At 34.6% G+C, this 24,307-nt stretch carries 23 protein-coding genes, 1 pseudogene and 2 riboswitches; of the genes and pseudogenes, 5 read left to right on the forward strand and 19 right to left on the reverse strand.

Annotated elements, in window-relative coordinates; genetic code table 11:
- Positions 1–12: 12 nt before the first annotated feature.
- From AC0L8O_RS12015 to AC0L8O_RS12050, 8 genes and pseudogenes are all read right to left on the reverse strand, one after another.
- Positions 13–759 carry a glycosyl hydrolase family 18 protein gene (locus AC0L8O_RS12015; RefSeq protein ID WP_473448241.1) on the reverse strand — a complete coding sequence of 249 codons (747 nt, stop codon included), beginning with the start codon at positions 757–759 and terminating at the stop codon, positions 13–15.
- Positions 701–922, reverse strand: coding sequence for a hypothetical protein (locus tag AC0L8O_RS12020; protein WP_473448243.1), 222 nt, complete (start codon positions 920–922; stop codon positions 701–703). Before AC0L8O_RS12020 ends, AC0L8O_RS12015 begins: the two co-directional genes overlap by 59 nt.
- Before the next feature lie 333 nt (positions 923–1,255).
- A complete protein-coding gene (locus tag AC0L8O_RS12025) occupies positions 1,256–2,386 on the reverse strand; it encodes a hypothetical protein (RefSeq protein ID WP_473448244.1) in 1,131 nt (376 codons plus the stop codon).
- Positions 2,373–3,701: a F390 synthetase-related protein gene (locus AC0L8O_RS12030; protein WP_473448246.1), complete on the reverse strand. Its 1,329-nt coding sequence runs from the start codon at positions 3,699–3,701 to the stop codon at positions 2,373–2,375. Before AC0L8O_RS12030 ends, AC0L8O_RS12025 begins: the two co-directional genes overlap by 14 nt.
- Positions 3,694–4,544 (reverse strand): annotated as a pseudogene (locus tag AC0L8O_RS12035) (MBL fold metallo-hydrolase). Before AC0L8O_RS12035 ends, AC0L8O_RS12030 begins: the two are co-directional and overlap by 8 nt.
- On the reverse strand, positions 4,534–5,526 hold the full coding sequence (locus AC0L8O_RS12040; protein ID WP_473448248.1) for an NAD-dependent epimerase/dehydratase family protein: 993 nt from the start codon (positions 5,524–5,526) through the stop codon (positions 4,534–4,536). Before AC0L8O_RS12040 ends, AC0L8O_RS12035 begins: the two are co-directional and overlap by 11 nt.
- On the reverse strand, positions 5,523–6,671 hold the full coding sequence (locus AC0L8O_RS12045) for an ATP-grasp domain-containing protein (protein WP_473448250.1): 1,149 nt from the start codon (positions 6,669–6,671) through the stop codon (positions 5,523–5,525). The genes AC0L8O_RS12040 and AC0L8O_RS12045 overlap by 4 nt, the downstream gene beginning before the upstream one ends.
- On the reverse strand, positions 6,661–7,650 hold the full coding sequence (locus AC0L8O_RS12050) for a beta-ketoacyl-ACP synthase III (RefSeq protein ID WP_473448252.1): 990 nt from the start codon (positions 7,648–7,650) through the stop codon (positions 6,661–6,663). The genes AC0L8O_RS12045 and AC0L8O_RS12050 overlap by 11 nt, the downstream gene beginning before the upstream one ends.
- Before the next feature lie 244 nt (positions 7,651–7,894).
- Between AC0L8O_RS12050 and AC0L8O_RS12055 the strand changes: the two genes are divergently transcribed.
- Together AC0L8O_RS12055 and AC0L8O_RS12060 are read left to right on the forward strand one after the other, a co-directional pair.
- Positions 7,895–8,488 (forward strand): TetR/AcrR family transcriptional regulator, encoded by a 594-nt coding sequence (locus AC0L8O_RS12055; protein ID WP_473448254.1) that lies wholly within the window; start codon positions 7,895–7,897, stop codon positions 8,486–8,488.
- A 29-nt stretch (positions 8,489–8,517) separates the two neighbouring features.
- Positions 8,518–8,652 (forward strand): anti-repressor SinI family protein, encoded by a 135-nt coding sequence (locus AC0L8O_RS12060; protein WP_473448256.1) that lies wholly within the window; start codon positions 8,518–8,520, stop codon positions 8,650–8,652.
- A 281-nt stretch (positions 8,653–8,933) separates the two neighbouring features.
- Here the strand turns inward: AC0L8O_RS12060 and AC0L8O_RS12065 are convergent, their stop codons facing one another.
- The 7 genes from AC0L8O_RS12065 to AC0L8O_RS12095 all read right to left on the reverse strand — a co-directional run bounded on the left by AC0L8O_RS12065 (position 8,934) and on the right by AC0L8O_RS12095 (position 18,836).
- Positions 8,934–9,605, reverse strand: coding sequence for a serine/threonine protein kinase (locus tag AC0L8O_RS12065; RefSeq protein WP_473448258.1), 672 nt, complete (start codon positions 9,603–9,605; stop codon positions 8,934–8,936).
- Positions 9,606–9,979: 374 nt separating this feature from the next.
- Complete coding sequence (locus AC0L8O_RS12070) at positions 9,980–10,729, reverse strand: pentapeptide repeat-containing protein (RefSeq protein ID WP_473448850.1); 750 nt, start codon at positions 10,727–10,729, stop codon at positions 9,980–9,982.
- Positions 10,730–10,910: 181 nt separating this feature from the next.
- Complete coding sequence (locus AC0L8O_RS12075; protein WP_473448260.1) at positions 10,911–11,864, reverse strand: ribose-phosphate diphosphokinase; 954 nt, start codon at positions 11,862–11,864, stop codon at positions 10,911–10,913.
- 274 nt (positions 11,865–12,138) lie between these two features.
- The gene (gene metE / locus AC0L8O_RS12080; protein WP_473448262.1) at positions 12,139–14,436 is read right to left on the reverse strand and encodes a 5-methyltetrahydropteroyltriglutamate--homocysteine S-methyltransferase; all 2,298 of its coding nucleotides are present in this window, start codon (positions 14,434–14,436) and stop codon (positions 12,139–12,141) included.
- A gap of 156 nt (positions 14,437–14,592) precedes the next feature.
- A riboswitch (cobalamin riboswitch) is annotated at positions 14,593–14,780 on the reverse strand.
- A gap of 81 nt (positions 14,781–14,861) precedes the next feature.
- Positions 14,862–14,974: riboswitch (SAM riboswitch) on the reverse strand.
- Positions 14,975–15,131: 157 nt separating this feature from the next.
- Positions 15,132–16,643, reverse strand: coding sequence for an alpha-galactosidase (gene melA / locus AC0L8O_RS12085; RefSeq protein WP_473448264.1), 1,512 nt, complete (start codon positions 16,641–16,643; stop codon positions 15,132–15,134).
- 152 nt (positions 16,644–16,795) lie between these two features.
- Positions 16,796–17,695, reverse strand: a complete 900-nt coding sequence (locus AC0L8O_RS12090) for a helix-turn-helix domain-containing protein (protein WP_473448266.1) — start codon at positions 17,693–17,695, stop codon at positions 16,796–16,798.
- 40 nt (positions 17,696–17,735) lie between these two features.
- Positions 17,736–18,836 (reverse strand): NAD(P)-dependent alcohol dehydrogenase, encoded by a 1,101-nt coding sequence (locus tag AC0L8O_RS12095; RefSeq protein WP_473448268.1) that lies wholly within the window; start codon positions 18,834–18,836, stop codon positions 17,736–17,738.
- 227 nt (positions 18,837–19,063) lie between these two features.
- Here AC0L8O_RS12095 and AC0L8O_RS12100 point away from each other — a divergent pair, with 227 nt between their 5' ends.
- Positions 19,064–19,624 carry a peptidoglycan-binding domain-containing protein gene (locus tag AC0L8O_RS12100; RefSeq protein WP_473448270.1) on the forward strand — a complete coding sequence of 187 codons (561 nt, stop codon included), beginning with the start codon at positions 19,064–19,066 and terminating at the stop codon, positions 19,622–19,624.
- A 45-nt stretch (positions 19,625–19,669) separates the two neighbouring features.
- On the opposite strand, the gene AC0L8O_RS12105 is transcribed toward AC0L8O_RS12100, so the two are convergent.
- Together AC0L8O_RS12105 and AC0L8O_RS12110 are read right to left on the reverse strand one after the other, a co-directional pair.
- A complete protein-coding gene (locus AC0L8O_RS12105) occupies positions 19,670–20,500 on the reverse strand; it encodes a sugar phosphate isomerase/epimerase family protein (RefSeq protein WP_473448272.1) in 831 nt (276 codons plus the stop codon).
- 86 nt (positions 20,501–20,586) lie between these two features.
- Positions 20,587–21,660, reverse strand: coding sequence for a Gfo/Idh/MocA family protein (locus AC0L8O_RS12110; RefSeq protein WP_473448274.1), 1,074 nt, complete (start codon positions 21,658–21,660; stop codon positions 20,587–20,589).
- A 142-nt stretch (positions 21,661–21,802) separates the two neighbouring features.
- Here AC0L8O_RS12110 and AC0L8O_RS12115 point away from each other — a divergent pair, with 142 nt between their 5' ends.
- Positions 21,803–22,678, forward strand: coding sequence for a helix-turn-helix domain-containing protein (locus AC0L8O_RS12115; protein WP_473448276.1), 876 nt, complete (start codon positions 21,803–21,805; stop codon positions 22,676–22,678).
- Positions 22,679–22,786: 108 nt separating this feature from the next.
- Here the strand turns inward: AC0L8O_RS12115 and AC0L8O_RS12120 are convergent, their stop codons facing one another.
- Both AC0L8O_RS12120 and AC0L8O_RS12125 read right to left on the reverse strand, forming a co-directional pair.
- Positions 22,787–23,149 carry a sugar phosphate isomerase/epimerase family protein gene (locus AC0L8O_RS12120; protein WP_473448852.1) on the reverse strand — a complete coding sequence of 121 codons (363 nt, stop codon included), beginning with the start codon at positions 23,147–23,149 and terminating at the stop codon, positions 22,787–22,789.
- Positions 23,071–23,538: a sugar phosphate isomerase/epimerase family protein gene (locus AC0L8O_RS12125; protein ID WP_473448278.1), complete on the reverse strand. Its 468-nt coding sequence runs from the start codon at positions 23,536–23,538 to the stop codon at positions 23,071–23,073. The genes AC0L8O_RS12120 and AC0L8O_RS12125 overlap by 79 nt, the downstream gene beginning before the upstream one ends.
- Positions 23,539–24,016: 478 nt before the next feature.
- Here AC0L8O_RS12125 and AC0L8O_RS12130 point away from each other — a divergent pair, with 478 nt between their 5' ends.
- The gene (locus tag AC0L8O_RS12130; protein WP_026559243.1) at positions 24,017–24,223 is read left to right on the forward strand and encodes a hypothetical protein; all 207 of its coding nucleotides are present in this window, start codon (positions 24,017–24,019) and stop codon (positions 24,221–24,223) included.
- The last annotated feature ends 84 nt before the right edge of the window (positions 24,224–24,307 follow it).

Here is a 24,307-nt window from a genome sequence, read left to right on the forward strand (position 1 = left end):
GATTATTTTGACTCACTCATGCACTTTTGCAAAAATAGACATTTTTTCATTCTCTTTAGCCAACTCTTTTGAAATGGTACTTGTTAAACTATAATTGCCTTTAGCATCATGACCTAATTCCCATATCATCATCCCGCCAAACCCATTATCAAGAGCTAGATCTGTTTTCTTATTAATCGTTTGTATTCCATTATAATAATAAGTTGTACCATGCATCTTTACAGTATCACGTTGAGCGTTTTCCGGATTTGCTTCCACAATGGCTCCATATGACATTTGGTTAATTGAGACATCTTCCGGTTGTGCATAAAAAGGAACACCTAAGATCAACTTTTCTTTTGATAATTTGTGTTTATCAAATAATGTTGACCAATAGGCTACAATATCTTCAGCAAATGGATATGGAGATAAATTTGCGGCATTGTATTCTCCGTCCCATTGTCCGTCATATGCCATAATATTCACATAATCAACATAGTTGAACATCTCCGGTTTAAACACCACCGATTGAATTTCTGTGCCCGTTACACTATGAATCTTTGAATATACGGCGATCGATAATTCTTTATCAAGCTTAGACAACTTTTCATCTAGTGCTTGAATGAATATATTCAAGTTTTCTGCATCCTCATTAGATCTCGGATGTTCAAAATCAATGTCTATTCCATCAAGATTTTCTGTCTTTGTTAGTGAAATAAGTTCATCTACTAATTTTTGTTCTTGATGTGCTGTTTGAGATTGCTGCCCGAAAATAATCATACGACTCTCCACCTTCAATGTGATACCAGCCACCGACTGCTAATAAAACTTTTGTTTTTTGTTCATGTGCTTTTTTTACCATCGCCTTTAAGTTCGTTTTAGCTGTTTCTCCGTTCATTAAGACTCGTCCATCCTTTGCAGGGTGTGCGAATGAAAAAATCACATGTGTAAGATCTCCATAGCCAATTGAGGACGGATCTCTAAAGTCCTGCACATAACCAATTAATACTTTTTTCTTTTCTTCTTGATATTGGGGTGTTCCTTTTATAGTAGGTTTTTTTCTGACTTTGGTGCCTTTGTTACGACCTTAGGAACATTCGTTTTCTTTTCACTATTATTATGATATAGGATGCCTGAGAAAAAGCCTCCTGTAAATATTATCAGGATCATTAGAATTTTGGTGATGTTTTTCCTCACATATTTCACTCCTTAGAAAAACAAAGTTATCCTAAAGATCGTAACAAAAAAACACTCATCCTTTCGATGGTAATATTAGTTAAAATCCCTTCCTCTTCGCAAGAGACTCAACGAATAAGGACATGATTACCTTAAGAAAAGTCCATGACAGTCTTTTATGTACAGGTAAGTGCTTTTGATAAAAATAAGAATATTCTATCTGCTGAACTGAGCCTCGGTTACGTTTAAACTCCCCTGCACCTGCACTTCGATGTCCAATATATTTATTCTGCAGGACACACTCAGTGATCAAATATGATAAAACTCGGTACAAACCTTCTTTTTTATCTGTTTTGGTGTTATATCCTAATACGGGTGTTGTAAGAACACCTTCCCTTACCCAATATCCGATTACCCCTTTTACTTTATCTCCCTGGCATAATAACATAAATTGTAAAAACCCAAACTGAAAGGCCTGTTCAAAGAACTCTTTTGTAAATTGTGGATTATGACGGGAATATTTATTAATGTATAACTGATCGTACAATTCCTTTATTTTAGGTATATCGTCCATTTTAGGTTTACGAACATAATAATGGTATTTTTTAAATAAACGTTTGTCCTGTTGAAGTGTCTTTTCATGCTTCTTTGTTAATTTTGGTGTGTGATTAAATAAGTAAATGGCCCGAGACATGACTTTTTGATATCCAACATTATGCATTGTATCAAGAAACTGACGATGTAAATTTTCTTTTAATGAACGAAACAGAATGGTGTGTTGCGGAAAAGTTGCCACTAGATAATTTGTGATCCTTAAAAGTTGGTCCTTCGTTAAAATAGAACCCATTAAATTTGTTGACAATAACCAATTATTTACGATCACTACTTTATTTAAATTGCTTTTCTTCAGTATTTTTCCAATTATATCAATAATTAATGAGAACACCTTTTCTAGTAAAGGATTTTTCAGCTCCCAAAGCTCTTCTTTTGCATAAGTAATATAATGTGTAAAAGGAGATGTGACATAGGAATTATTAAATTCTTTATTATTAACAGTGAGAGGTAACAATATATCATCTATTTCTAGAAAGAAGAGTTCTGTTTGGACATTTTCCATATAAAATGTACTGCCATTTTTCATCAATGGTTCAAAGTAATGCTTAATCATTTCACCATCTTTTTTTGTTTTCCAGTCAATTTCCTCAATTGATTTCACATCATATAGTCTCATGTTTTGCCTTTTCCTTTATGACATTTTCAATCCGCTTCCTTTTACGTTCAGATGTAATTAAATCGTATTTTGTAAAAGTAATTTGCGGCAAGACAAGCAGTTTTTCTTTCCAAAGCTTTTCTAATTCTTGTTTAACCTTTGCTTCTGCCACTGAATTCTCATTTTTCACTTTCAACTTAATATCAATTACAAAAAGATCTTTCTGTGTTACTTTATACTCTAGTATATCTTCAGAAGAAAGCATGACTGCTCTTCGGATAAAATCGGGAAATAGCATATGTTGTTCCCCTGTTTGTTCATGGACTCCATAAAATATATCATCACATCGGCCATCGATCCGTTCCAAAGCTAAAAAATGTGATCCACAAGGACAAGGAGTTTGCCTCTCAATTAACACATCATTTAAGCGATAACGAATTAATGGCTGTGTTTTTCTCGTAAAATCAGTTATAATCGGAACAAAAATCCCTTTTTCTTCATCTAAATATTCCTTTTGAATCGCTATTATATCTTCATTCATATGTAAAACACCATGTGAACAGGTTGTTGCTAAAAATCCTTCTGTAGCTTGATAAACCTGATGCAGAGTTTGTTGAAAGATATCTTCAATAAATGCTTTATCAACGTCTTCTAATACTTCAGCAACGGAGATGATTTTTTTTGGCGTAATATCAATGATGTTATTTCCCTTCCACTCTGCAATCATACGCAGCATAGATGGTGGTGCAATAATAATAGTCGGTTTCAATTCATGCAACCTATTTTGATGAGTTTTTAGATCTTCAACTAAATCAAAAAAATAAAAACTTATTTTACTACTTTTTGTTGATTCGTATAAATTATTGTTAGCACGTAAGAAAAAAGCAATTTTTTGTTTTTTCATTAGACTTCCTGGTAGCAGCTTTGCAAGGACCTCTCCAGCCCACATTGCTGATTCTTTTTCACTCACTAAAAACAAACCGCGATTTCCACTAGTTCCTGAGGATAATCCAATTGAGACAGTATTGATTTTCGGGGAAAAATCCCTTGTTTTCTCAGCTTTTACTGCCAATTGAATTGCTTCTTCCTTCGATATGCCCACTGTATTTATTTCATCAAAATGCTCCATCATTTCTCGCTTTGATATAACAGGTAAAGATTCCCATTCAAGCAGGTGATCCCTATAATAGTTACGATAAAATGGAGAATGTGTTAAAACAAATGCTAAGTGCTTTTCTATTTTTTTATTTTGATAAACTTGAATGGTCTTTCTTGATTCAAAACGTCTTAAATATTTTGATAAGATATATTGTTTTAATAGTAATAGTTTATTCATATATATATCCCTCTTTCACCAGGTTCCATGTCTTTTGACAATGGGTTGGCAAAATATCAATTTCAGGTGAATTCTTTGAAAGGTCATGTAGCTTTTTTATATTTTTCTTATAAGCCGATCCATCTTCAATTAACAGCTTAGTGATTTTATGAGGAAATTGCAGTTCTTCATATGCCTGACTTGTCCAAACGGCATCAGCACATAGTAATATTTTTTTCCACTTTCCAAAGAAACAAAAATCCCCAATTGACCGATTGCATGTCCTGTTAAATCGATCGCAAAGAGAGATCCATCCCCAAACACATCGAAACCTTTCTGAAATGGTTGAAACTGACTGCTTAATGATATCTCAGGATGCTCATCAATAAAGTCAATTCTTTTATCCATGTCATCAGGTAGTAAATCAACTAGACAACCTTTTGTTAAAGCTTTTACTTTATTAAATTGTTTAATATGATCATACGCTTTTTTAAAGGTTAGGATTTTTGCAGTTGGAAAATCTTTCAAACCTGCTGTGTGGTCTCCATGAAAGTGAGATAGGATAATGTATCGTATTTCTGATGAATGAATCCCTTCACTCCTTAATTGATTTTTTATCGACTGTTCTTCCGTGAAAAAAACAGGAGTCAACTTTGCGTAAATAGAATAAGGAAACGATTTTGTGGCTTCTAGAAACTTCCCAGAATATCCTGTATCAAATAATATATACCCTTTAGTCGGATGCTTTAATAATGCTGCTGTAGCTGGAAACTTTATTTTCTTTAATGACCCTTTAGGGTTAATAACTTTTTCAGGATGTGTGCAGTAGCCACATTCAAAGAGCTTGACCATTTCAATTGTCATGAGTTTTCCACCATTCAATAAATTCATTTGTGCCTTGATCAATCGAAATAGCCGGTTCATATCCTAATTCATTCTTTGCTTTTTCAATTGAAAGAGTTTGTGATTGTGATAAAACACTAACTGTATACCGCGTTAATAAAGGCTCTTTTCCTCCCAATAAAATGGTGGAGATGCGCTCTAATGTGTTTGCTACAAGAAATGCTTTTTTAAATGAAACTTCTTTGTATGTAAAGGATTTTTCTAATCTTTCCATCACCGATTCTATCATGCTATATAAATTAACTCGTTCACCATTTGTTATATTGTATTTATGTCCAAGTGTAGATTCACTAGATGTTAAACAAAGAAGTATGGCATCGACTACATTTTCTATGTATGTCATATCAATTTCAACTTCCCCTGTTCCAATCTTTGGAAACATCCCTTTCTCACATACTTTAATTAATCTGGGAAAAATAGCTTGATCACCAGGACCAAATAAAGCTCGCGGACGAATGATGATTGTCGCGAGACCTTGTTGGAATGCTTTGTCTATTTCAAGCTCTGCAAGATATTTCGTTTTCGCATAGTGATTTACAAATTTGTTCGGTAACTCTTGATCTTCTTTTACGTCTTTTCGTTCATTATAATGAAAGTAAATACTTGGTGTTGAAATATGTATTAACCGCTTTACTTTCGATTTTAAACACCCTTCAATGACGTTTTGCGTCCCGATCACATTCGCCTTATAAAAATCTTTGTATTTTCCCCAGGGTGAGGAAAGGGCTCCACAATGTATCACATAATCTTGACCCTGACAAAGAGCCAAGATGGAACTCCTATTTTCCAGCGCACATGGTACAAAGCGTATAGCATTTCGGGATAACTCTTCTCCTATTTTTTCATTTCGACCTGTCCCTGTTACGTCAAATCCCATTGAAGAAAGGCGTTGTGCTACTTTCAATCCTAAAAATCCTGTTGCACCTGTAACAAGTACCTTCATATATCATCACCGTCCCAGCTAATATCATACGTTGATTGTTGTAGTAATGTAACAGCGTTTTTTTTACTATCTCTCCACAGTTTTATTAGACTAATAATTTGATAGAAAAAAGGAAAAGGATCATTTGCCCGCAAAGTAATGTCTTTATAAGTAGCGATAATTTTCAACCATTCCCCTAATTTCCTGATATTTGTAACCTGTTGAAGTCCATATAAAAACAATACTAACTTAATCGCTTCCTTTTTCTTCTTTAAAGGTATTAAACATTTGTTAGATTGCAGAAGTAAGGCTTTCACCACATCTTGATCAAAAAGATGTAGTCCGCTTGTCGTTCTCGGATTACATTCAATTGGATAAGCCTTATTACATTCATCTACGATAAAATCAAAGGAAATTTGTCCCGTGAAATCTAAATGTTCAACTATGTGACAGACAAATTGATGGATATCATTTCTATCTGTATGTTTAAATGATAATGTTGCACCTAAACCAGCTGTAAAATTACTTTTATAAACTGAATGTGCGAGAACTTTCCCATTCTTTGCTATCGAGTAAGAACAATACTGGTCCCCTTTAATTCTTTCTTGAAGAATCCAGCTTGATTCATCAAATCTTGTTGAAGGTATGTCATCTATAGAAGGTAAAAATATAACAGAATCTGAAAATCTGGAAAATATTTTTTTCATGACTAAATGATTATTTTTAAACCACTTATTATTCATCGTTTTTTCAGATAACATAGCTGTTCTAGGTACTTGAAACCCTAAAGAATCAACCATTTTAATAAATTTGTATTTATTATGTAAGGATTGTAATTTTGAAAAATCATCAACAAGAACTTCACAGTATTGATTAAGTTCATCTTTATACTTTGAGATATAAAAAATTTCTTCACAAATAGGAATTAAATAGTTAATTCTTTCCTTTTTAATAAGTTCCACTAAAGCTTTAATATAGAGCTTTGTTTCGAATTTAGGAGAAGGAGTGAGGATAAATTGTTTTATACTATTAGACGCTTTTGTAAGTGGTGTTGAGGTACAATCAGTGGCATAGACCTCTGCACCAGATTGGTTTAATAATCTGCAAACATGGAGTGTAACAGGGGCCCGAGCCCCTGTTACTAATACCCGTAATCTAGTATTCAAGAATAATACCTCCGATAGATAAACCTGCAGATGTTCCTAATAATAAAACAAGATCTCCTCGTTTCAGTTTTCCTGCTCTAATTGCCTCATGGAAGGCCAATGGAATAGATGCAGCTATGACATTTCCATAATTCTCAATAATACTCATAAACCGCTCTTCTTTAACACCGAGCTTTTTTCGGATAATATTCATTGCAGATTTACTTGCTTGATGAGGAATGACCATTTGCATATCCTGTACTGTCAATCCAGTCTGATTAAACAATCCTTCTAAAAAATCCGGTAACTTTTTATAGGATAATTTAAATATTGCCCGACCATCCATATCAAATAAAAAATTATGCGCAGATTGCTCACTATAATTTTTGGGGTGAATTTTTGTTCCACCGCCTCTTATCTCTGAAAGTTTAGCCCCTTCACTGTACGTTTCCATTTTCGAAGAGATGATTCCGGATGTTTCATTACTGTGAGACAAAATAAATGCACATGCGCCATCTCCAAATAATATGCTGCTTTCATGTTGACTCCAATTTAAACCAACAGAGGATATCTCGGAAGAAACGATTAGCACATGTTGAAATCTTTTTTGATCAATTGCATATGACATCATGTCTAGAGCTGTTACGAAGCTAAGACATGTTGAGTTAAAGTCAAAGCAAGGTATTCCTGAGCCTTCTAAACCTAATTGTTTTTGTATTAATGAAGCATTACATGGTATAGCCTGTTCATTTGTTCCGCTTGCACTAATAATACAATCTAGATCTGACAATGATATATTTGCATCTTTAATGGCTGACTTTGCTGCTTCTGCCCCCATGTAAGATGCTGTTTCATCCTCTACAAAATACCTTCGTTTTACACCTGATTTTTTCTCAGACCAACCTTTTGCTTTTCCAATTAATGCATCAATTTCTTGAGCATTTACGACCCGTTTAGGTACATAGGATCCTGTACCTAGTATTTTTACTTTTCGTTTCATGTTCACTTACACCTCATTCTTCATCCAATACAACTTACTTACTATCTTTATGACTCAGATTCTTAATTTTACCATTTTTCCCACTTGTACAGGAGGAATATTTACTTAACAAATTAGAAAATGATTATTGAATTACCCAAATAGGTATCGACTTTATAAACACATAAAACTCTTGACTAGTTTCTTCATTTCGTAAGATAATACTTATGAGTAATATAATGTTTTTTATATGGAGATTTTCAACATGGGACAAAGAGGACGAAAACAAGGTTCAGTTGGAGTAGAAAGTAAAGCTAAGTTACTTTCCATTGCAACCGAAGAATTTGCTACAAATGGATTTCATGAAACAAAAATTAGTACGATCGTAAAAAAAGCGGGTGTAACTCAACCTACTTTTTATTTATATTTTCATAGCAAAGAAGCTATATTTCAGGAACTAGTCACCCATTTTCGAACTAAGCTGACAGACTTAACTAAAGAAAGCAGACTTGAAACAGGACTAGATGTAAACACTCTTCCAGGGAGAATAGCTGTTGGGCTTTCTGCTATCTTTAACTTTTTAGACGAGGATCATCAGTTAACCAAGATCGGCTTTTTTATTTCAACAGAAGCGGATGACATAAAAAATCAAATTGCAGATCAAATAGCAAGTAATTTGGTGTCAGAACAGAAAGATGGATATTTCCGTAAAGATATAGATATGAGAATTGTAGCGGATGGATTAGTCGGTGTAATTGAACGACTTACTGTCACATGTCTTTTTAAAGGACTTAAAAAACCTGATGAATTAGCAAGAGAAATTGTAGATCTTTTTTTGTATGGTTTGCAGATTCAATAATTTCTATACCTTGTATAATGGGGATGATCATGATGAATTCATTGAAATCGGTAAAAGATGGAGATTTAGATATAGAGTGGATTGAACTAATGAAAAAGGCTTTAGAAATTGGTTTGTCAATAGAAGAAGTTCAGAATTTTTTAAATACAAATCGGAAAAGTTAATTTCCCTATTGCATATATGTATGATTAGCGAAAAAAAAGGATCGTTATGAACAATCCTCAAGAATTTTACATTAACTGCTATATGAACTAAAAAAACTACTAGATTTCCCTTTTCTTTTATAGTACTGATGCCCGTACTTTGATGGATGATGATGCTTTGAGTATTTTCTTCGTTTAAAATCACTTGAGCTATGTTTTCCATGAGACTTTTTGTCTAATAAAGATTTTAGTATTTTATTTAACATGCTATTTTCTCTCCCTTTTTATACTTACTTTCAAATTTATTTCCAAAATACTTTTAACTTTAATACATCTTTTATAAACTCTTCAATTGAAGAGTTATTTCTTTGGTTATACCATCTTTGAATGGTTTCCAAAAGCCAAATCGGGATCGCTTTTCCATCAATTAAATGATAATATTCATCATACGCTTTTTTCAAATGTTCCCATCGATGATCATTTCCCGGTTTTAAGTATTCTGATACATCAATTACTTTGGCTCTGCCGTTCTGAAGTAAGATGTTTTTCAGATGAATATCTCTTGGATTTAGATTTTGTTGTTGTGCATAAATTCGTGCATCCTCAACATCTGCTATTGCCTGTGAAGGAATATGGATTCCTTGAAGTAGACAGTCGTACAGTGTAATACCTGATTCAAAACTTAATACTAAATATCTATCATACGCTCCAAAACATTTTGAAAAGTAAGGTGAGCCATTTAATTCTTCATAGACTTTCGCTTCTGTTTGAATTTTATCTTTTTTCTCATCAGCATATAACTTAAAAGCATATGATGGTTCATGAACATACTGAAAAACAGCAGCATCTGTACCAACACCAATACAACTTAGATCATGAACATTTCCTGAAATCGTTACTGGTTTATTGTTAGTATTCGCTGTAATTTTTATTTGTGCCAATAGTTCATCTACTACTAATATATCTTTCTCCATACTATCACCCAATTTCTCCTAAAGTAACATTTCGTTTTTGTTGGAAATTGATTATGCTGCTAAATATGCTTTTCACTCACTCCCATTCAATAGTATAAGCTAAAAGAAAGAATTCCTTACTAAAAGAAAAAGACCTTTACCGATAATGGTAAAGATCTAAAAAAGACCTTTACCAAATTGAAAAATCAATTGGCAAAGGTCTCGCTAGCAATAATTATTGCCAACAAAGCCGGGGTATGGACCCGAAATGACGACTTTGTTTAATAGCTACTCCCCTTTGGAGGAATGAACGTTCATTTAACTTACTATAATTTTAACAGAATTTTCACATTAAGTCAATTTTGAAAATGACAAAGGAATTTCTCATCTATTCTTTATTTCAACCAATGGGAAGGAATATCTAAAGATGAAGGTAATTTTGTATGAAGATCTCCATTGGCTGAATTAATTTGTGCTTGAGTTAGAAAAATACTCCCACTTAAATTTGCTCCACTAATATTTGCATCTCGAAGGTCAGCTCCAATAAAATCAACATATCTCAAGTCAGCATCTCTTAGATCACATCCAATAAGAAAAGCTCCCCTTAAATTTTCTCCTCTAAGATTTGCTCCCCTTAAATTTGAGCCCATCAGTTCGATTCCTTTTTTCAATTTCACCTTTTGTTTTTGACCATTCTTTCCTTTTGTACGCACAAATTCACTCGTACTAATTAATACTTCATTAACAAATGCTCTATGTTGTAATAGATCTATTTTTAATATAGACTTCGGATTTAAATAGGTGAGGTGTTCAGTCTGTTCTGTTGCTTGATGTATATCTTTATGTATTTCTCTTGCTTCTTTTCTATTTAGAGCTTCATATAAGTAACGAAGCATTTCATGAAGTTGTTGCATGATGGGGAAGACCTCAAACATTTCTTTTGCAATCTCTTTTTTGCTTCTCCAATCATTCCCACTATATGTTACTTGTGAAACCTTTTGACCTGCCCCAAAACATTCATACACAGTACAACCGCGAAATCCATTACTTCTTAAGTTCTTATGAATGCTACACCGATAATCCGACTGAAGGTTACCACATGGTATCCCACTGTCCTTATCATAGGCAAAATCTGCAGATTTCATATAAGGCAAAGCTACACAACACAAGCCAAAGCAATTTTCACAATCTGCACTTAGGTCTTTTAACTCTGTTGCTTTTATACTCAAAACTTCCACTTCCTTATAACTTTCTACTGGGAAATTTCAACAATAAGAATAACCGGAGTATGCTTACCAGCTCCGGTTAATTCTTCATTAAACATTATTATTGCACTAACTCGTCCACTGATTGCTTTTCATAAATTCGTTTGATCGCTTCACTAATTAATGGCGCGACTGATAACTCTACTAATTTGTCAATACGCTTTTCTTCCGGAATTGTAATTGAGTCGGTTATAACCAATTCCTTTATTTTAGAACTTTGGATTCGTTCAATTGCAGGGCCGGATAAAACCGGATGTGTACAACATGCATACACTTCTTTTGCCCCATGCTCTACTAGTGCATTTGCGGCTAATGTTATGGTACCGGCTGTGTCGATAATATCATCAATTAAGATTGCTGTTTTCCCTTCAATATGGCCAACGATATTCATGACCTCTACAACATTTGGTCTTGGACGTCTTTTGTCAATTATCGCAATTGGAGCTTTCAAACGATCTGCTAATTTACGAGCTCTTGTAACACCGCCGTGGTCTGGTGACACAATGACAATATCTTCTAAGTTCTTATTTATAAAGTATTCCCCTAAGATTGGAACACCTAATAGATGGTCTATTGGAATATCAAAGAAGCCCTGAATCTGGGGGGCGTGTAAATCAAGAGCAATCACCCGAGTAGAGCCTGCTCTTTGGAGTAGATTTGCCACTAGCTTTGCAGTAATTGGCTCCCTTGCCCTAGCTTTACGGTCCTGTCTGGCATATCCGTAGTATGGAATAACCAAATTGATTGTTTTTGCAGATGCACGCTTTAAAGCATCTACCATAATTAATAATTCCATTAAATGTTCATTTACAGGATTGCTAATCGATTGGATGATGTACACCTCATCTCCACGAATACTTTCCTCAATGTTAATTTGAATTTCTCCATCACTAAAACGAGTAACAGAACTCTTCCCTAATTCAATCCCAAGAATTTCGGCAATCTTCTTCGCTAACTTGGGATCAGAGTTAAGCGAAAATAGTTTTAAATTAGAATCTGCATAACGACTAGGCATGGTAAAGTGAAAACCTCCAGTTGGACTTATAATTTGTGGCCATGTTATTGATAAGTATTGATTTTTATCATTATTAAATGAAACGGAAATCAACAGGAAATTTAAACAAGCCTCAAAATGAGTAATTTACATACCTATTTTACACTATTCGGTTTGTATTCAACAGAGACTTCACTATAATTCTTTTATTTTTTGTGAACTCTTTTTCATAAAGTAGTCAATGGTCATAAAAAACACGGGACCTAATGAGATCCCGCATTGTTTACGTTATTTATTAACTATTGTTTACAAGCAGCTTTTCTCTCGTGTACTTGGCTGCTTCTACCATTACTTTTAACGCTGCAACCGTTTCTTCTTTTCCGCGTGTCTTTAATCCACAATCAGGATTGATCCAGAACAATTTTGGATCCAACACTTGAAGTGCCCGATCAATATTTCTTAAAAGCTCCTCAACTTTTGGAACACGTGGACTATGAATATCATATACACCCAGTCCAATCCCTTTATTATATGTCGTTTCTTCAAAAGCTTGGATTAATTCTCCGTGACTTCTTGAAGTTTCAATAGAAATAACATCTGCATCAAGTTCATCAATGGTTGTAATAATATTTTTAAAATCTGAATAACACATATGTGTATGAATTTGGGTCTCATCTTGAACTGATGTTGTTGCAAGCTTAAATGCATATACTGCTTCATTAAGGTAACGATCCCAATTTTCACGTTTTAAAGGTAAACCTTCTCTAATTGCCGGTTCATCAACTTGAATCATTCGGATTCCGTTTTTCTCAAGGCTATCAACCTCTTTTCTCAGTGCCAGAGCAATTTGATTTGCCACATCGAAACGGGAAATATCATCACGAACAAATGACCAATTTAATATAGTTATCGGGCCAGTCAGCATTCCTTTAACAGGTTTTGCTGTTAGTGATTGAGCGAATACCGTTTCCTTTACCGTCATCGATTCCTTCAAATCAACATCACCATAGATAAGTGGCGGTTTCACACATCGTGATCCATATGATTGAACCCATCCAAACTTTGTAAATTGGAATCCTAGTAGTTTTTCTCCAAAATATTCAACCATATCTGTACGTTCGAATTCTCCATGAACAAAAACGTCCAGACCTAATTCCTCTTGAATATCTATCCATTTTTTAATTTCTGCTTTTATATATTCCTCATATTCCGCATCGGTTAACTCGCCTTTACGCCATTTTAAACGTTGATTTCTTACTTCTTTTGTTTGGGGAAAGCTTCCGATCGTTGTCGTAGGAAGCATTGGTAACTCAAAGGTTTTAGCCTGTAATTCTTGGCGTATCAAAAAATCCGCTCTCCGACCTACATCATATACATGAATGTTTTTTATCGCATCTTGTACATCCGAATTGTTTCTAAATGAAGAATGGTTTAAAGATTGAATAGATGCAGTACACTCTTTCAGTTGTACTTGTACAGATTCAATGCCATTATTCAGCGCTTTAGTTAAGACAATAACTTCATTTATTTTCTCATCAGCAAAGGATAGGGCATTTTTGAGAACCACATCAATTACTTCTTCACTTTTGACCGTTACTGGTACATGTAACAAACTTGATGATGGTTGGACGATTAAACGGTCGTTTGAAACAAACTCTGATATTTCTGTCAAAAGTGAAAGTTGCTCTTCGAGATTACAACGCCAAATGTTACGGCCATTGACTACACCAGCTGCTAACACTTTATCACTAGGAAAACCAAAGCTTTTTAAAGCTTTAAGGTGATGGCCGCTATCGTGGACAAAATCAAGTCCTATACCATGTACTGGTAATGAACAAATTTCTTTAAAATATTCAATATGATCAAAATACGTTTGTAAAATTACGTGAACATTTGGTGCTGCTTCATGTAACTGCTGATAGACTTCACGGAGCAGTTCAACCTCTTCATAAGTAATATTTGTCGCTACTATTGGTTCATCCATTTGAACCAACTGGACACCTTCTGTTTGTAATTGCTGCAGGATTTCAGCATAAAGCGGGACAAATCTCTCTACTAAATCGCGAAACTCAGACTTTTTGTATCCTTTAGATAGCTTTACAAAAGTCACTGGACCTAAAATGACTGGTTTTCCTTCAATATTTAACTTTTGTTTTGCTTCTTTATAAAATGCAAGTGGACGGTTTTCCACAAGTTTAGGTTCAGCATTATTTAACTCTGGAACAATATAGTGATAATTTGTGTTAAACCATTTTGTCATTTCACAAGCAACTGCACCTTTATTACCCCTTGCCATATCAAAATATGTTTCTAAAGAAACTGCGCCAGTCGTGTAATCAAATCGCTCGGGAACAAGACCAAACATTACAGCTGTATCAAGAACATGATCATAAAAGCTGAAATCTCCTATCGGTATTAAATCAATGCCTTGCTCTTTTTGTTTTTTTAGATGTTGTAGGCGGATCTCTTCCATTCGGTTTAAAAATGTGTCTTTATCAAGATTCCCTGCCCAGTATTGTTCAAGCACCTTTTTCCATTCACGTTTTTCACCAATACGAGGATATCCTAAGTTCGAGCTTTGTATTTGACTCATTGTATTCATGCACTCCTATCATTTCTATTTTTGCCCCAAACAAAAAATCTCCCTTTTCAAATTAGAAAAGAGAGATTCATACGCATAGCTAACTAGAGTTGAGACATTCCGGATTTCTCAACACGTATTCCTCACTCCTCCCTATACATCCGTAGGTACAAGCGCATATAACAGGCAGGTCTCCTGACTTAGGTTCATGGCTTCTTATCCCTTCCCATTTCATATGAAATAGTGGTTAATAATAAGTTGCTCCCCATTACAGTGGCGGGACCGTGCCGGATTTTCACCGAACTTCCCTTTTAAGCTGTGATAGATTTCACAGCACCTGTTACATTTGATATGTAATTTTTCAGACGATTTCTTCTTCCAGTATCTAAATGACCTCTCTATTTAAAATAGAGAGGTCTTCATTTCAATGAAATCCCCTCTTATTTGTCAAAGCCATACACTTTGCAGGAATTAGCACCTTTTCAACGAATGAAAGTTGAATGGTTGCCGGGCTTCATCGGGCCAGTCCCTCCGCCACTCTGAATAAGAGTATTTTGATAATTAATGATATTTTGAATTTAATAGCATATTAGCACGAGAAAGGTAAAGCTGTCAAAAAGTTTTTCATTATTTCACCAATTCAAATTAATTTTTCAAGTAAATAATAGAGTCATGAGCACTTTTACTTTTCGTTTAATTTCTTGAAGTCATAATTCCCCAACAGATGATTGCCGTTCTTTTGCCTTATCTGCAGCACTTGCATTTTTCGTTGCTTCTTCTTTATTTTCCGCCATTTCTTCGACTGTTTTAGTTTTTAATCGAGCAGCACCTTTATAATTTTTCGTTGGGATAAGTTGTTCTGTTTCAAGACGATATTTTGCCTCTGAAATTGCTTTTGAATATTGTGGTAACCATTTTTCCTGTGCAACTAATAGTTCATCTGTCATTTGCCATATTTCTTTCGGATTACATACCGCTCCTACTAATGGGTCCATCATCATCGCTTGACGCAGTAGAAAGTCATCTCCCTTAACAGCTGCTTCCACTGCTAATCGTTGAACAGAAATACTCACATTACATACAGCAGCACAGCCAAGCGGAAGGTCACCTACATGTGGCATATTGACCCCATTACGATCCACATATCCGGGAGCTTCAATTATGGCATCATCAGGAAGATTTGTGATCACCCCATTATTCACTACATTAAAATGTCCTCGATATACTCTTCCTGTTTCAAGTCCCTCAATAATATACGAACCATGTTCCTCACTGCGGTTCTCGGGTTTATATGTAAGAGATGGTTCCTTCATCCAATTTGGGAAATCTGTCTCAAACCAATTCCTTCCCTCTGTGCACACACGCAAATAACCACCTGTTTCACCATTTATCCATGAGCCTAAATCTATCCATTCCTTAATCTCATCCGTGCGTTTTCGATACCATGGGACATATTCACTTAAATGCCCATTTGATTCTGTGGAGTAATAGCCAAATCTCCTTAACATATCAATTCTGACTTTTTCTGTTTTACGAAACTCAGGATGTTCCTCAAATGCTTCTAAAAGATTTCCTGTTACATCTTCTCCCTTATGTTTCACACTAATGTACCATGTTTGATGATTGATCCCTGCACAAATAATGTCGATTTCTTCTTTTTTATAGCCTAACACTTCTGCAATTTGCCTATGCCCGCCTTGTACTCCATGACAAAGTCCAATTGTTTTCACACCGCCATATACATTACAAGCCCAAGTAATCATAGCCATTGGATTTGCATAGTTTAAAAGAATACAATTCTTCTCTGCTACTTCTTTAATATCCTTACAAATCTCCAACATTTCTGCAATTCCGCGTTGACCATACATAATCCCACCAGCACACAATGTATCACCAACACACTGATCGATCCCATACTTAAGTGGGATATCAATATCCAGTCCAAAGGCCTCAAGTCCACCGATCCTTACAACCGAAAAAATATATCTTGCGCCTCTTAAAGCTTCCTTGCGATTAGTTGTAGCATGAATCTTTATATCAAATCCATTTTCATCAATATCGCGTTGACACAGTTCTGTTACCATTTGAAGGTTTGAAGGATTAATATCTGTAAAAGATACTTCAATATCTTGAAATTCAGATACAGATAACAAATCACGTAAAAGTCCTCTAGTAAACCCTATACTTCCTGCGCCGATAAAAGAAATTTTAAATGACATATAAAGAAAGCACTCCTTTTCCTTTTGTTATGATTATTTTAACAACAAAGGATTGAATACGTTTCCAATATTGTAACTTTCTCAAAGGTTTTCATGTCAAAAATCCTAACTTTTATAATATAAAAATAGGATGACCAATGGTCATCCCAAATTCAGTGATTCACTTTGTGAATAGACTTTTTTACTAATTTTCTGTATTCATTTGGAGTTTGACCTGTATATTTTTTAAATAACATACTAAAGTATTGACGACTATTTACACCAACATAATGTGTAATTTCAATTACAGGTATCTCTGTTTCTTTTAACAACATTTTTGCTTTTTGGATTCTAAGCCTGGTTAAATAGTCCAAAATCGTACACTTCATTTGTTGTTTAAAAATACGGTGGAGATAACCTGAATGAAGGCTCACCGCTATGGCAACATCTTTGATTTGGATATCACGATCATAATTTTGATGAAGGTAATCAACCGCTTGTTTTACATAAACATTTGATTGCTGACTTAAGTCATATTGATTATTTTCATCCTTGTCAATGATCATTCTCGATAGCTGAATCAAAAGCTGACTAAATAATAAATAGACCATCGGGTCCTGTATAGATCTTTCGTTATCAAGTTCCAAAACCAAAGTCTTTAAAGAACGATAAATCTCATCCGGGTCCTTAAAAATAACATATGGTCTTTTTAAAGCTAAAAAACGTTTTAAACTAATGGAATGGTCGGTTAATTCCTTTATCGATGGAAAACTTCCCTCTTTTGATACAAAAGTGAATTCAATGTTTAACATTCGACACGGGCTACCTTCTTCAACAAGTAAACGATGGGGAACATTTGCATCAAGGAGAATCACATCCCCCTTTTTCATCTGAATCGTTTCTTGCTCAGCCTCTACTACACATTGACCGTTTATCACATACATAATCTCAACTTCTTTATGAGTATGAAAATCCATATGATGAAAATCCCACTGTTTAAAATAATAAGCATTTACTCTTGGATAATAGTGATTTGTGAGTAATTCATGCTGATAAAGACTAAAATTACCCATAGGTCCTCCATATTCGAATCATACTTATTTATGTAGCTTACTATTCTATTAAACCATTTGGATACACAATAACTTTTAAACTTTCTTTTTTATTAAGTCTAGCACGTTCCATTGCTTCTTTCGTCTCATCAAGAGTATATCGATCGGTAATTAAGCTATCCAAATTATAGTTTTGCGATGTTAAAAACTCAATTCCTTGATTATACGTATTTGCATATCTAAAGATTCCATAAATATCTAATTCATAATCTGCTATAAGTGGTACATTTAATGGAATTTCATCTTGTGGCGGTAACCCAACAATTGCTAATTTACCACCTCTTTTTAATGATTTTAATGCTGTTTGAAGCGCTTTAGGATTACCTGCAGTTTCAAAGCAAACGTCAACACCTTTTCCAGCAGTGATAGTCGAGATTTCTTCATTTGGATCCTGCTCCAAAACGTTTATAACATGCGTAGCACCTAGCTTTTTGGCGGCATTCAATCGATTATCCTCCAAGTCCGTTACGATAATTTTCGAAGCCCCAAAAGCTTTCACTGCAGCTATGGCTGTAAGGCCAACAGGACCCATTCCCATTATAGCCACTGTTGAACCAGGTTGAAGTTTAGACCTTTTTGCTGCATGAATCCCTACCGAAAAAGGCTCAACAAGTGATGCTTCTTCAAATGATAGTTCATCCGGAATTGGAAATAAGAAATCTTCTCTGTGCTTTATATACTGAACAAAGGCACCGTCGATTGGAGGTGTTGCTAAAAATTGTACATCCGGACAAAGATTATATCTCCCTTCCTTGCAATATTCACATTGTCCACATGTAATACCCGGTTCAATCGCCACACGATCACCGATTTTCAACCTGGAAACTTGATCTCCAACCTCTACTACTATACCTGCACATTCATGACCTAATATAATCGGTTTTTCAACAACATACCTTCCTATTTTTCCATGTTCATAATAATGAATATCAGACCCACATATTCCGACTGCCATCACCTTAACTAAAACTTCATTTCCTTCAACCTTTGGAACAGCAACTTCTTGGACTTCAATCTCATAAGGTCTTGTCATTACTGCCGCTTTCATAATAGTTGGAACCTCTACCTTTTCAACACTTTTGAAAACAGATTGATTCGACATATCTCTACCTTCCCCTTTCTTATCTTCTATAACGAAAACGCTTACCATTTTACCTTTTTAAAAAATATCATCCCTGAATAGCTAGGTGCATAAGATTTTAAATCTTGTCCCTACTAGAATAACACCATTTTCTAGAACAAAAAAGTGAAAAATCATCATTAGAATGAAACAATCGATCAACATCATTCGTTTCATAGATGAATAACAAACAAAGGGAGCTGTTTCACTTGAAAAACTTTAAAAAATTATCAGCAACTGTGTTAACTGCATCTGTCCTATTATTAGGTATTCCTGCTGGGGGTGTAAGTGCTCAAGAAAATGTCAATTATTCTATTTTTGACCTATCGGGTACATTAAAAGAAGGTTCTAAGGGAGAAAATGTAAAAATCATGCAACGTGCATTAAATAAAGAAATGGGTGCTGAATTATCTGAGGATGGAATTTTTGGCCCTAATACAAAAACAGCTGTAATTGCCTTTCAAAAATCAACGAAAACGCTAAAAGCAGATGGAATTTACGGCCCAAAAACACATGCTGAACTATCGAAGAAAATCAACTCTTTCGGCTTTGAAAACACTGTTTTAAAAATGGGCAGCAGAGGTGAAGCAGTGAAAACACTTCAAAAAGCATTAAATGATATGAGCTATGACGTGACAGTAGATGGAATATATGGACCAGAAACAAAGGAAGCTGTTATTACATTTCAAAAACGTTTCCCGGACCTTGTAAATGATGGAATTTTCGGACCTAAAACTAAGGCAGTTATGGATAAGGTTTTAAATGACTGAAATCTAGTAAAAGGCGATCAATTTTCTGATCGCCTTTATTATTCTTTAGATGTTGTTAAACACTTTATCAAACCCTATTTTAGAACGTTTAATCAGCTCTTCACCTGATTCACTTGGTTGTGAAGGAGTTAATACTTCTTGGGATATTGGGCCGCTATAGCCGGTTTTCTTAATACTTTTCAAGAATAAAGGTAAATCAATTATCCCTTCCCCTGTATAAAGCCGATCATTATCCTTAAGATCTTCAACCGGTAAATTCTCTGCATCATTAATATGAACATGAACAATCTGCTGCTCATTTAAATTGGATAAGTCTTCACTTGAGAGGCCTGTTGTGTACCAATGATACGAATCTAACAATAAACCTACATTCGGTAAACCTATCGCATCAATTAATTGGAGTGTTTCCTCTTGTGTCCATATAAATGGATTTTTCCAGGTGTTTCTTAAATGGTGTGGACCAACATATTCCAAACCAAGTCTCACATCATATGAACCTAGAACTTCAGCACAAATCCTCAGACGTTTTACTGCTAGACTCATAAATTGGGCTGATTTCAAGTCAGTTGAGGGTAAAATATACGTACAACATCGAGTACAACCTAATTCTTGTGCTGCCTTAGCAGCCGAAGCAAGTTTGACTAAATCTTTTGTGAAATCTTCTTGAGAGCTTCTCCATTCAACCGGTAATCCTATGGCACCTAATTGAATGTTATTACCTTGCAATATCTCTTTTGCTCCAATTAGTCCATAGTCTTCAATTAAATTCTCTGCATCAAGATCAACAGATTGAAAAGAGTATTCTGACGCTAACTCAATAAATTGTTTATCATCTGCGAATGACCCTAATCCGGCTTTGGTTAATCCCCTTAACATCAACTATCACCCTTTTTAAGGAAATTTGAAAAACTTCGTATTAAACCTATGATCATCATTTGTTTAGCTAAGGAATTTTTCAATAACTAAATCTCCCAATCTAAAATGACTTCACGTCCGGTTTTGGATGATTCATAGATCGCATCTAAAATAAGATTGTTCGTTAACCCTGACATTACAGAGGTAATCGGTTGTTTTTCCTCAAGAATACACTCAATAAAATGTTTGCTTAATTGAATGCGTTCATCTTCTTCAAGATCCTTTGGAGTAAGCTCGAGATCAATAGCTCGATCGAACTGTTCAGTCAAAATCTTTGCAGAATTCCCATCAAGAGATGCACCGCCTTCAGAACCCATTAAGTGAATAAAAGGATTATTGCTAGTAGCCATATGTACAGCCCAGCTAACTTCCAGGGAAAGTGTTGATCCATCCTCCATTTTGATTAAAGCTGTGGCCAGATCTTCAACATCAAATTGTCCATTCCAATTTGGAGTTCCCCAGGTACCTATTCCTTTCTTTCTTGGCCCGAATTCAGCATAGGTAGAGCCGTAAACGGAAACCGGTTTAGGATTACCCATTAAATATAGCCCTAAATCTAACATATGAACACCGATATCAATTAATGGCCCCCCACCAGCTTCTGATTTGGTCGTAAACCAGCTTCCCCAACCCGGGATCCCTTTTCTACGAAACCAGCCTGTTTTGGCATGATAAATCTTTCCTAACGAACCCTTTTCTACCTGTTCTTTAATTTGCTGAATTTGCCATTGCCATCTCATTTGATGTGCAACCATGACGATCTTTCCTGAATCTCGCTGTGTTCTTACAATTTCTTTTGCTGCTTCGCTATCGATTCCCATCGGTTTTTCAATTAACACATGCTTCCCTGCTTTTAACGCCTGTAATGCTAGTGGAGCATGCCATTTATTAGGTACACCAATAATTACAGCATCTATGTTGGAATCATGAATTAATTCCTCTGCACTATTAAACACTTGATGTACTTTAAATTCATTTGCCCTTTGTTCTGCAAGTGGAAGATAAGCATCAGTGATCCCTTGCAGCACGATTGAATCGGTTAATTGTGAAAATGTACTTAAATGAACATTTCCAATTGCCCCTGCACCTATGATACCTAATCTAATTTTTTGACTATTCATCGTAAAAAACCTCCTTACTCATAATTCCTTTTTATCAATATAAAAAAAACGCTTACAGATATGGTAAAATATAATGTATAAAAAAGCTGATCAGTTTTTCATCTGTTTATCTCATTTTTTCTGATAGGAGGAAACGGTTAATATGACCACTTTTCCCATGTATTTATCTGAATATCCTAATATGAACACATCATTTCCGTTTCATCTATCAATTCATAGAATTAAAGATCAGTTTCCTTCACACCGTCATGATTATCTTGAATTCTCATTAGTTATTGAAGGATTCGGGACTGAGATGATCAACGGAAAAAACCATAAGATGGAGCCCGGTACCTTCACGTTTATTCTCCCTTACCAAATACATAAAATATCTGCAGATAAAGAATCTACATTGGTTTTATATAATTGTATGTTTGATTTGGCATTACTTCATCATTTAGGATTACAAGACGCATTAATTAATACAGAAGATCTTTTTTTAGATCCGTTTATCAAGATAGATGCTCAAGATTTCCTAAAAATGAGGAACATCCTAGAAGAAATGCTTGAAGAATACACACAAAATAAACCTTATAAAGACATTTTAATAAAAGCTAAGCTTGCTGAAATTATGGTCATATTTGAACGATTGAGACGGACACAAAATTCCTCTGCAGCCACAAGTAAAAAGGCTACAAAAAAAGGAATCATCTGGGATGTTATTCAATACATTCATATACATTATCAAGATGATATCACTTTATCCAATTTAGCAATTAAATTTCATGTGAGTGTTCCATATTTAAGCGAACTTTTTAAAGAACATGTAGGTCAAAACTTTGTTCATTTCTTACACGAAGTTAGAATTCGTCATGCATGCAGCCTATTAACATCAACAACCATTCCTGTTACAGATATAGCTTTAGAGGTAGGATATCGTTCATTCCAGACATTTTCACGGGTTTTTCGTGATCAAAAAAAGGTTTCACCAACAGCTTATCGTAAACAAAATCTACAACATAGAAGCATAGAAATGTAAACAAGTTGCCAATACACCTTTTGGGAATAAACTTCATCATCCTAAAAACTACAAATCTATAAAAAAATGAAAGCACCTTTGTTTAGAGTGCTTTCATTTTTTTATAGATTAATTTACTTTTGAGAGTAAATCTTTTAAATAATTAATGCTTATTTCCACACTTTCAAGTGGTGAACGTTTACATTTATCTTGTTCAACAACCATCCATTCAACTTTCGCTTCATCAAGAGTATGTATGATAGCTTCAAGATTAACCCCACCAGTTCCTAATTCTGCAAAAGTTTTATCAGAATCAGTTGTCATATCCTTTAAATGGATCAATGGCATACGTCCAGTATATTTTTTCATCCAATTTACCGGATCTTCACCAGCTAGTGTTAACCAATATACATCTAATTCAGCCTTAACATACTCCGGATTCGTCTCATCAAATAATCTCTCAAGATGTGAGCGGCCTTCTCTTTTTCTAATTCAAAATCATGATTGTGATAGCTTAGTGCGATTCCTTCTTCAGAACAACGTTCTCCGACTTTATTTAAAGTTTGCGCAAGTTGATCATATTCATCTCTTCGATCCTCAACTAAGTATGGACACACAATATTTTTACAATTAAGCGTTTTCAAATACGCTAATTCATCCTCTAAATGTTGTTCCATTCTTTCTAATGACACATGACTGCTTACAGCAACTAATCCAAGGTTATCCAGCGTTTGTTTTAATTCACTAGCTTCCTTGCCATAATACCCAGCCAATTCAACTCCATTAAACCCTAGTGCAGCTACTTTTTCTAATGTGCCATAAAAATCCTGCTCACACTCATCTCTTAGTGTGAATAATTGAACAGCTATTAATTTTCCCATTATTTTTTCTTCCCTTCATGCTAGTCTCATTTTTATCATAACAGAACTATTTAATAAAAACATATAAAAAATATCAAATCAAATTTTTTGTATTTTATATATCAACTCAATACATTTAATCCCATATGTAACATCTAAAATAAAATTTCCTCGCAGAATGTATTCAATCCATTATTAACCATATAAACAATTCTTTACATTTATAAAAAAATTGACTACACTAACAATATCCCTTCCGAAACATTCGCTTGTTGCGGGACACTTAACCAATGTACGGATCGGAAGGGATTAGAGGAGGTTAAACATATGTTTAACCTCCTCTTTTTTCAGGAATATGCTGATACGCATTTGTTTGTTTAATAATGGCAAATTTTTAGGAAAATTAGTGCGTATTAAAACGTTTTCTGCTATTATTAGAATATATATTTACTTTTAAATAGCCAACTTATGATTGGTGTCTTCTTTGGGAGGAGCTATTATGTCACGTACATATGAATTTCTATACTTACCAACAGATGTTGGGACAATTCGACTTGATATTTTTTATAAACATTCCATGTTTCACGTTCAAGCTGAATTGAATGATTTGATGACTTCTTCTTATGATCGAAAAAAAGTGGAAGCTGTTAAGAAATCATTACTCCTCTTAGCAAAAGAGCATCATGCTTTTGGCCATCATGAGTAGGTCAAACGAAATATATTGAAATTAAATAACAAATAATTATAGGCAGTAATGCAATAAGTATTATTAATTGCATTAGCTGCTTCT

This window comes from Metabacillus sp. KJ11-3, assembly GCF_055808295.1.

Excerpts from the sequence above, each read along its gene's own strand:
- AC0L8O_RS12115 (WP_473448276.1), top strand. The coding sequence starts at position 21,803 with ATGACCACTTTTCCCATGTATTTATCTGAATATCCTAATATGAACACA.
- AC0L8O_RS12015 (WP_473448241.1), bottom strand. The coding sequence starts at position 759 with ATGATTATTTTCGGGCAGCAATCTCAAACAGCACATCAAGAACAAAAA.
- AC0L8O_RS12090 (WP_473448266.1), bottom strand. The coding sequence starts at position 17,695 with ATGGGTAATTTTAGTCTTTATCAGCATGAATTACTCACAAATCACTAT.
- AC0L8O_RS12065 (WP_473448258.1), bottom strand. The coding sequence starts at position 9,605 with ATGGAGAAAGATATATTAGTAGTAGATGAACTATTGGCACAAATAAAA.
- AC0L8O_RS12025 (WP_473448244.1), bottom strand. The coding sequence starts at position 2,386 with ATGAGACTATATGATGTGAAATCAATTGAGGAAATTGACTGGAAAACA.
- AC0L8O_RS12030 (WP_473448246.1), bottom strand. The coding sequence starts at position 3,701 with ATGAATAAACTATTACTATTAAAACAATATATCTTATCAAAATATTTA.
- AC0L8O_RS12040 (WP_473448248.1), bottom strand. The coding sequence starts at position 5,526 with ATGAAGGTACTTGTTACAGGTGCAACAGGATTTTTAGGATTGAAAGTA.
- AC0L8O_RS12105 (WP_473448272.1), bottom strand. The coding sequence starts at position 20,500 with ATGTTAAGGGGATTAACCAAAGCCGGATTAGGGTCATTCGCAGATGAT.
- AC0L8O_RS12130 (WP_026559243.1), top strand. The coding sequence starts at position 24,017 with ATGTCACGTACATATGAATTTCTATACTTACCAACAGATGTTGGGACA.
- AC0L8O_RS12055 (WP_473448254.1), top strand. The coding sequence starts at position 7,895 with ATGGGACAAAGAGGACGAAAACAAGGTTCAGTTGGAGTAGAAAGTAAA.
- AC0L8O_RS12075 (WP_473448260.1), bottom strand. The coding sequence starts at position 11,864 with ATGCCTAGTCGTTATGCAGATTCTAATTTAAAACTATTTTCGCTTAAC.
- AC0L8O_RS12070 (WP_473448850.1), bottom strand. The coding sequence starts at position 10,729 with ATGAAATCTGCAGATTTTGCCTATGATAAGGACAGTGGGATACCATGT.
- AC0L8O_RS12110 (WP_473448274.1), bottom strand. The coding sequence starts at position 21,660 with ATGAATAGTCAAAAAATTAGATTAGGTATCATAGGTGCAGGGGCAATT.
- metE (WP_473448262.1), bottom strand. The coding sequence starts at position 14,436 with ATGAGTCAAATACAAAGCTCGAACTTAGGATATCCTCGTATTGGTGAA.
- AC0L8O_RS12050 (WP_473448252.1), bottom strand. The coding sequence starts at position 7,650 with ATGAAACGAAAAGTAAAAATACTAGGTACAGGATCCTATGTACCTAAA.
- melA (WP_473448264.1), bottom strand. The coding sequence starts at position 16,643 with ATGTCATTTAAAATTTCTTTTATCGGCGCAGGAAGTATAGGGTTTACT.
- AC0L8O_RS12125 (WP_473448278.1), bottom strand. The coding sequence starts at position 23,538 with ATGGGAAAATTAATAGCTGTTCAATTATTCACACTAAGAGATGAGTGT.
- AC0L8O_RS12095 (WP_473448268.1), bottom strand. The coding sequence starts at position 18,836 with ATGTCGAATCAATCTGTTTTCAAAAGTGTTGAAAAGGTAGAGGTTCCA.
- AC0L8O_RS12060 (WP_473448256.1), top strand. The coding sequence starts at position 8,518 with ATGATGAATTCATTGAAATCGGTAAAAGATGGAGATTTAGATATAGAG.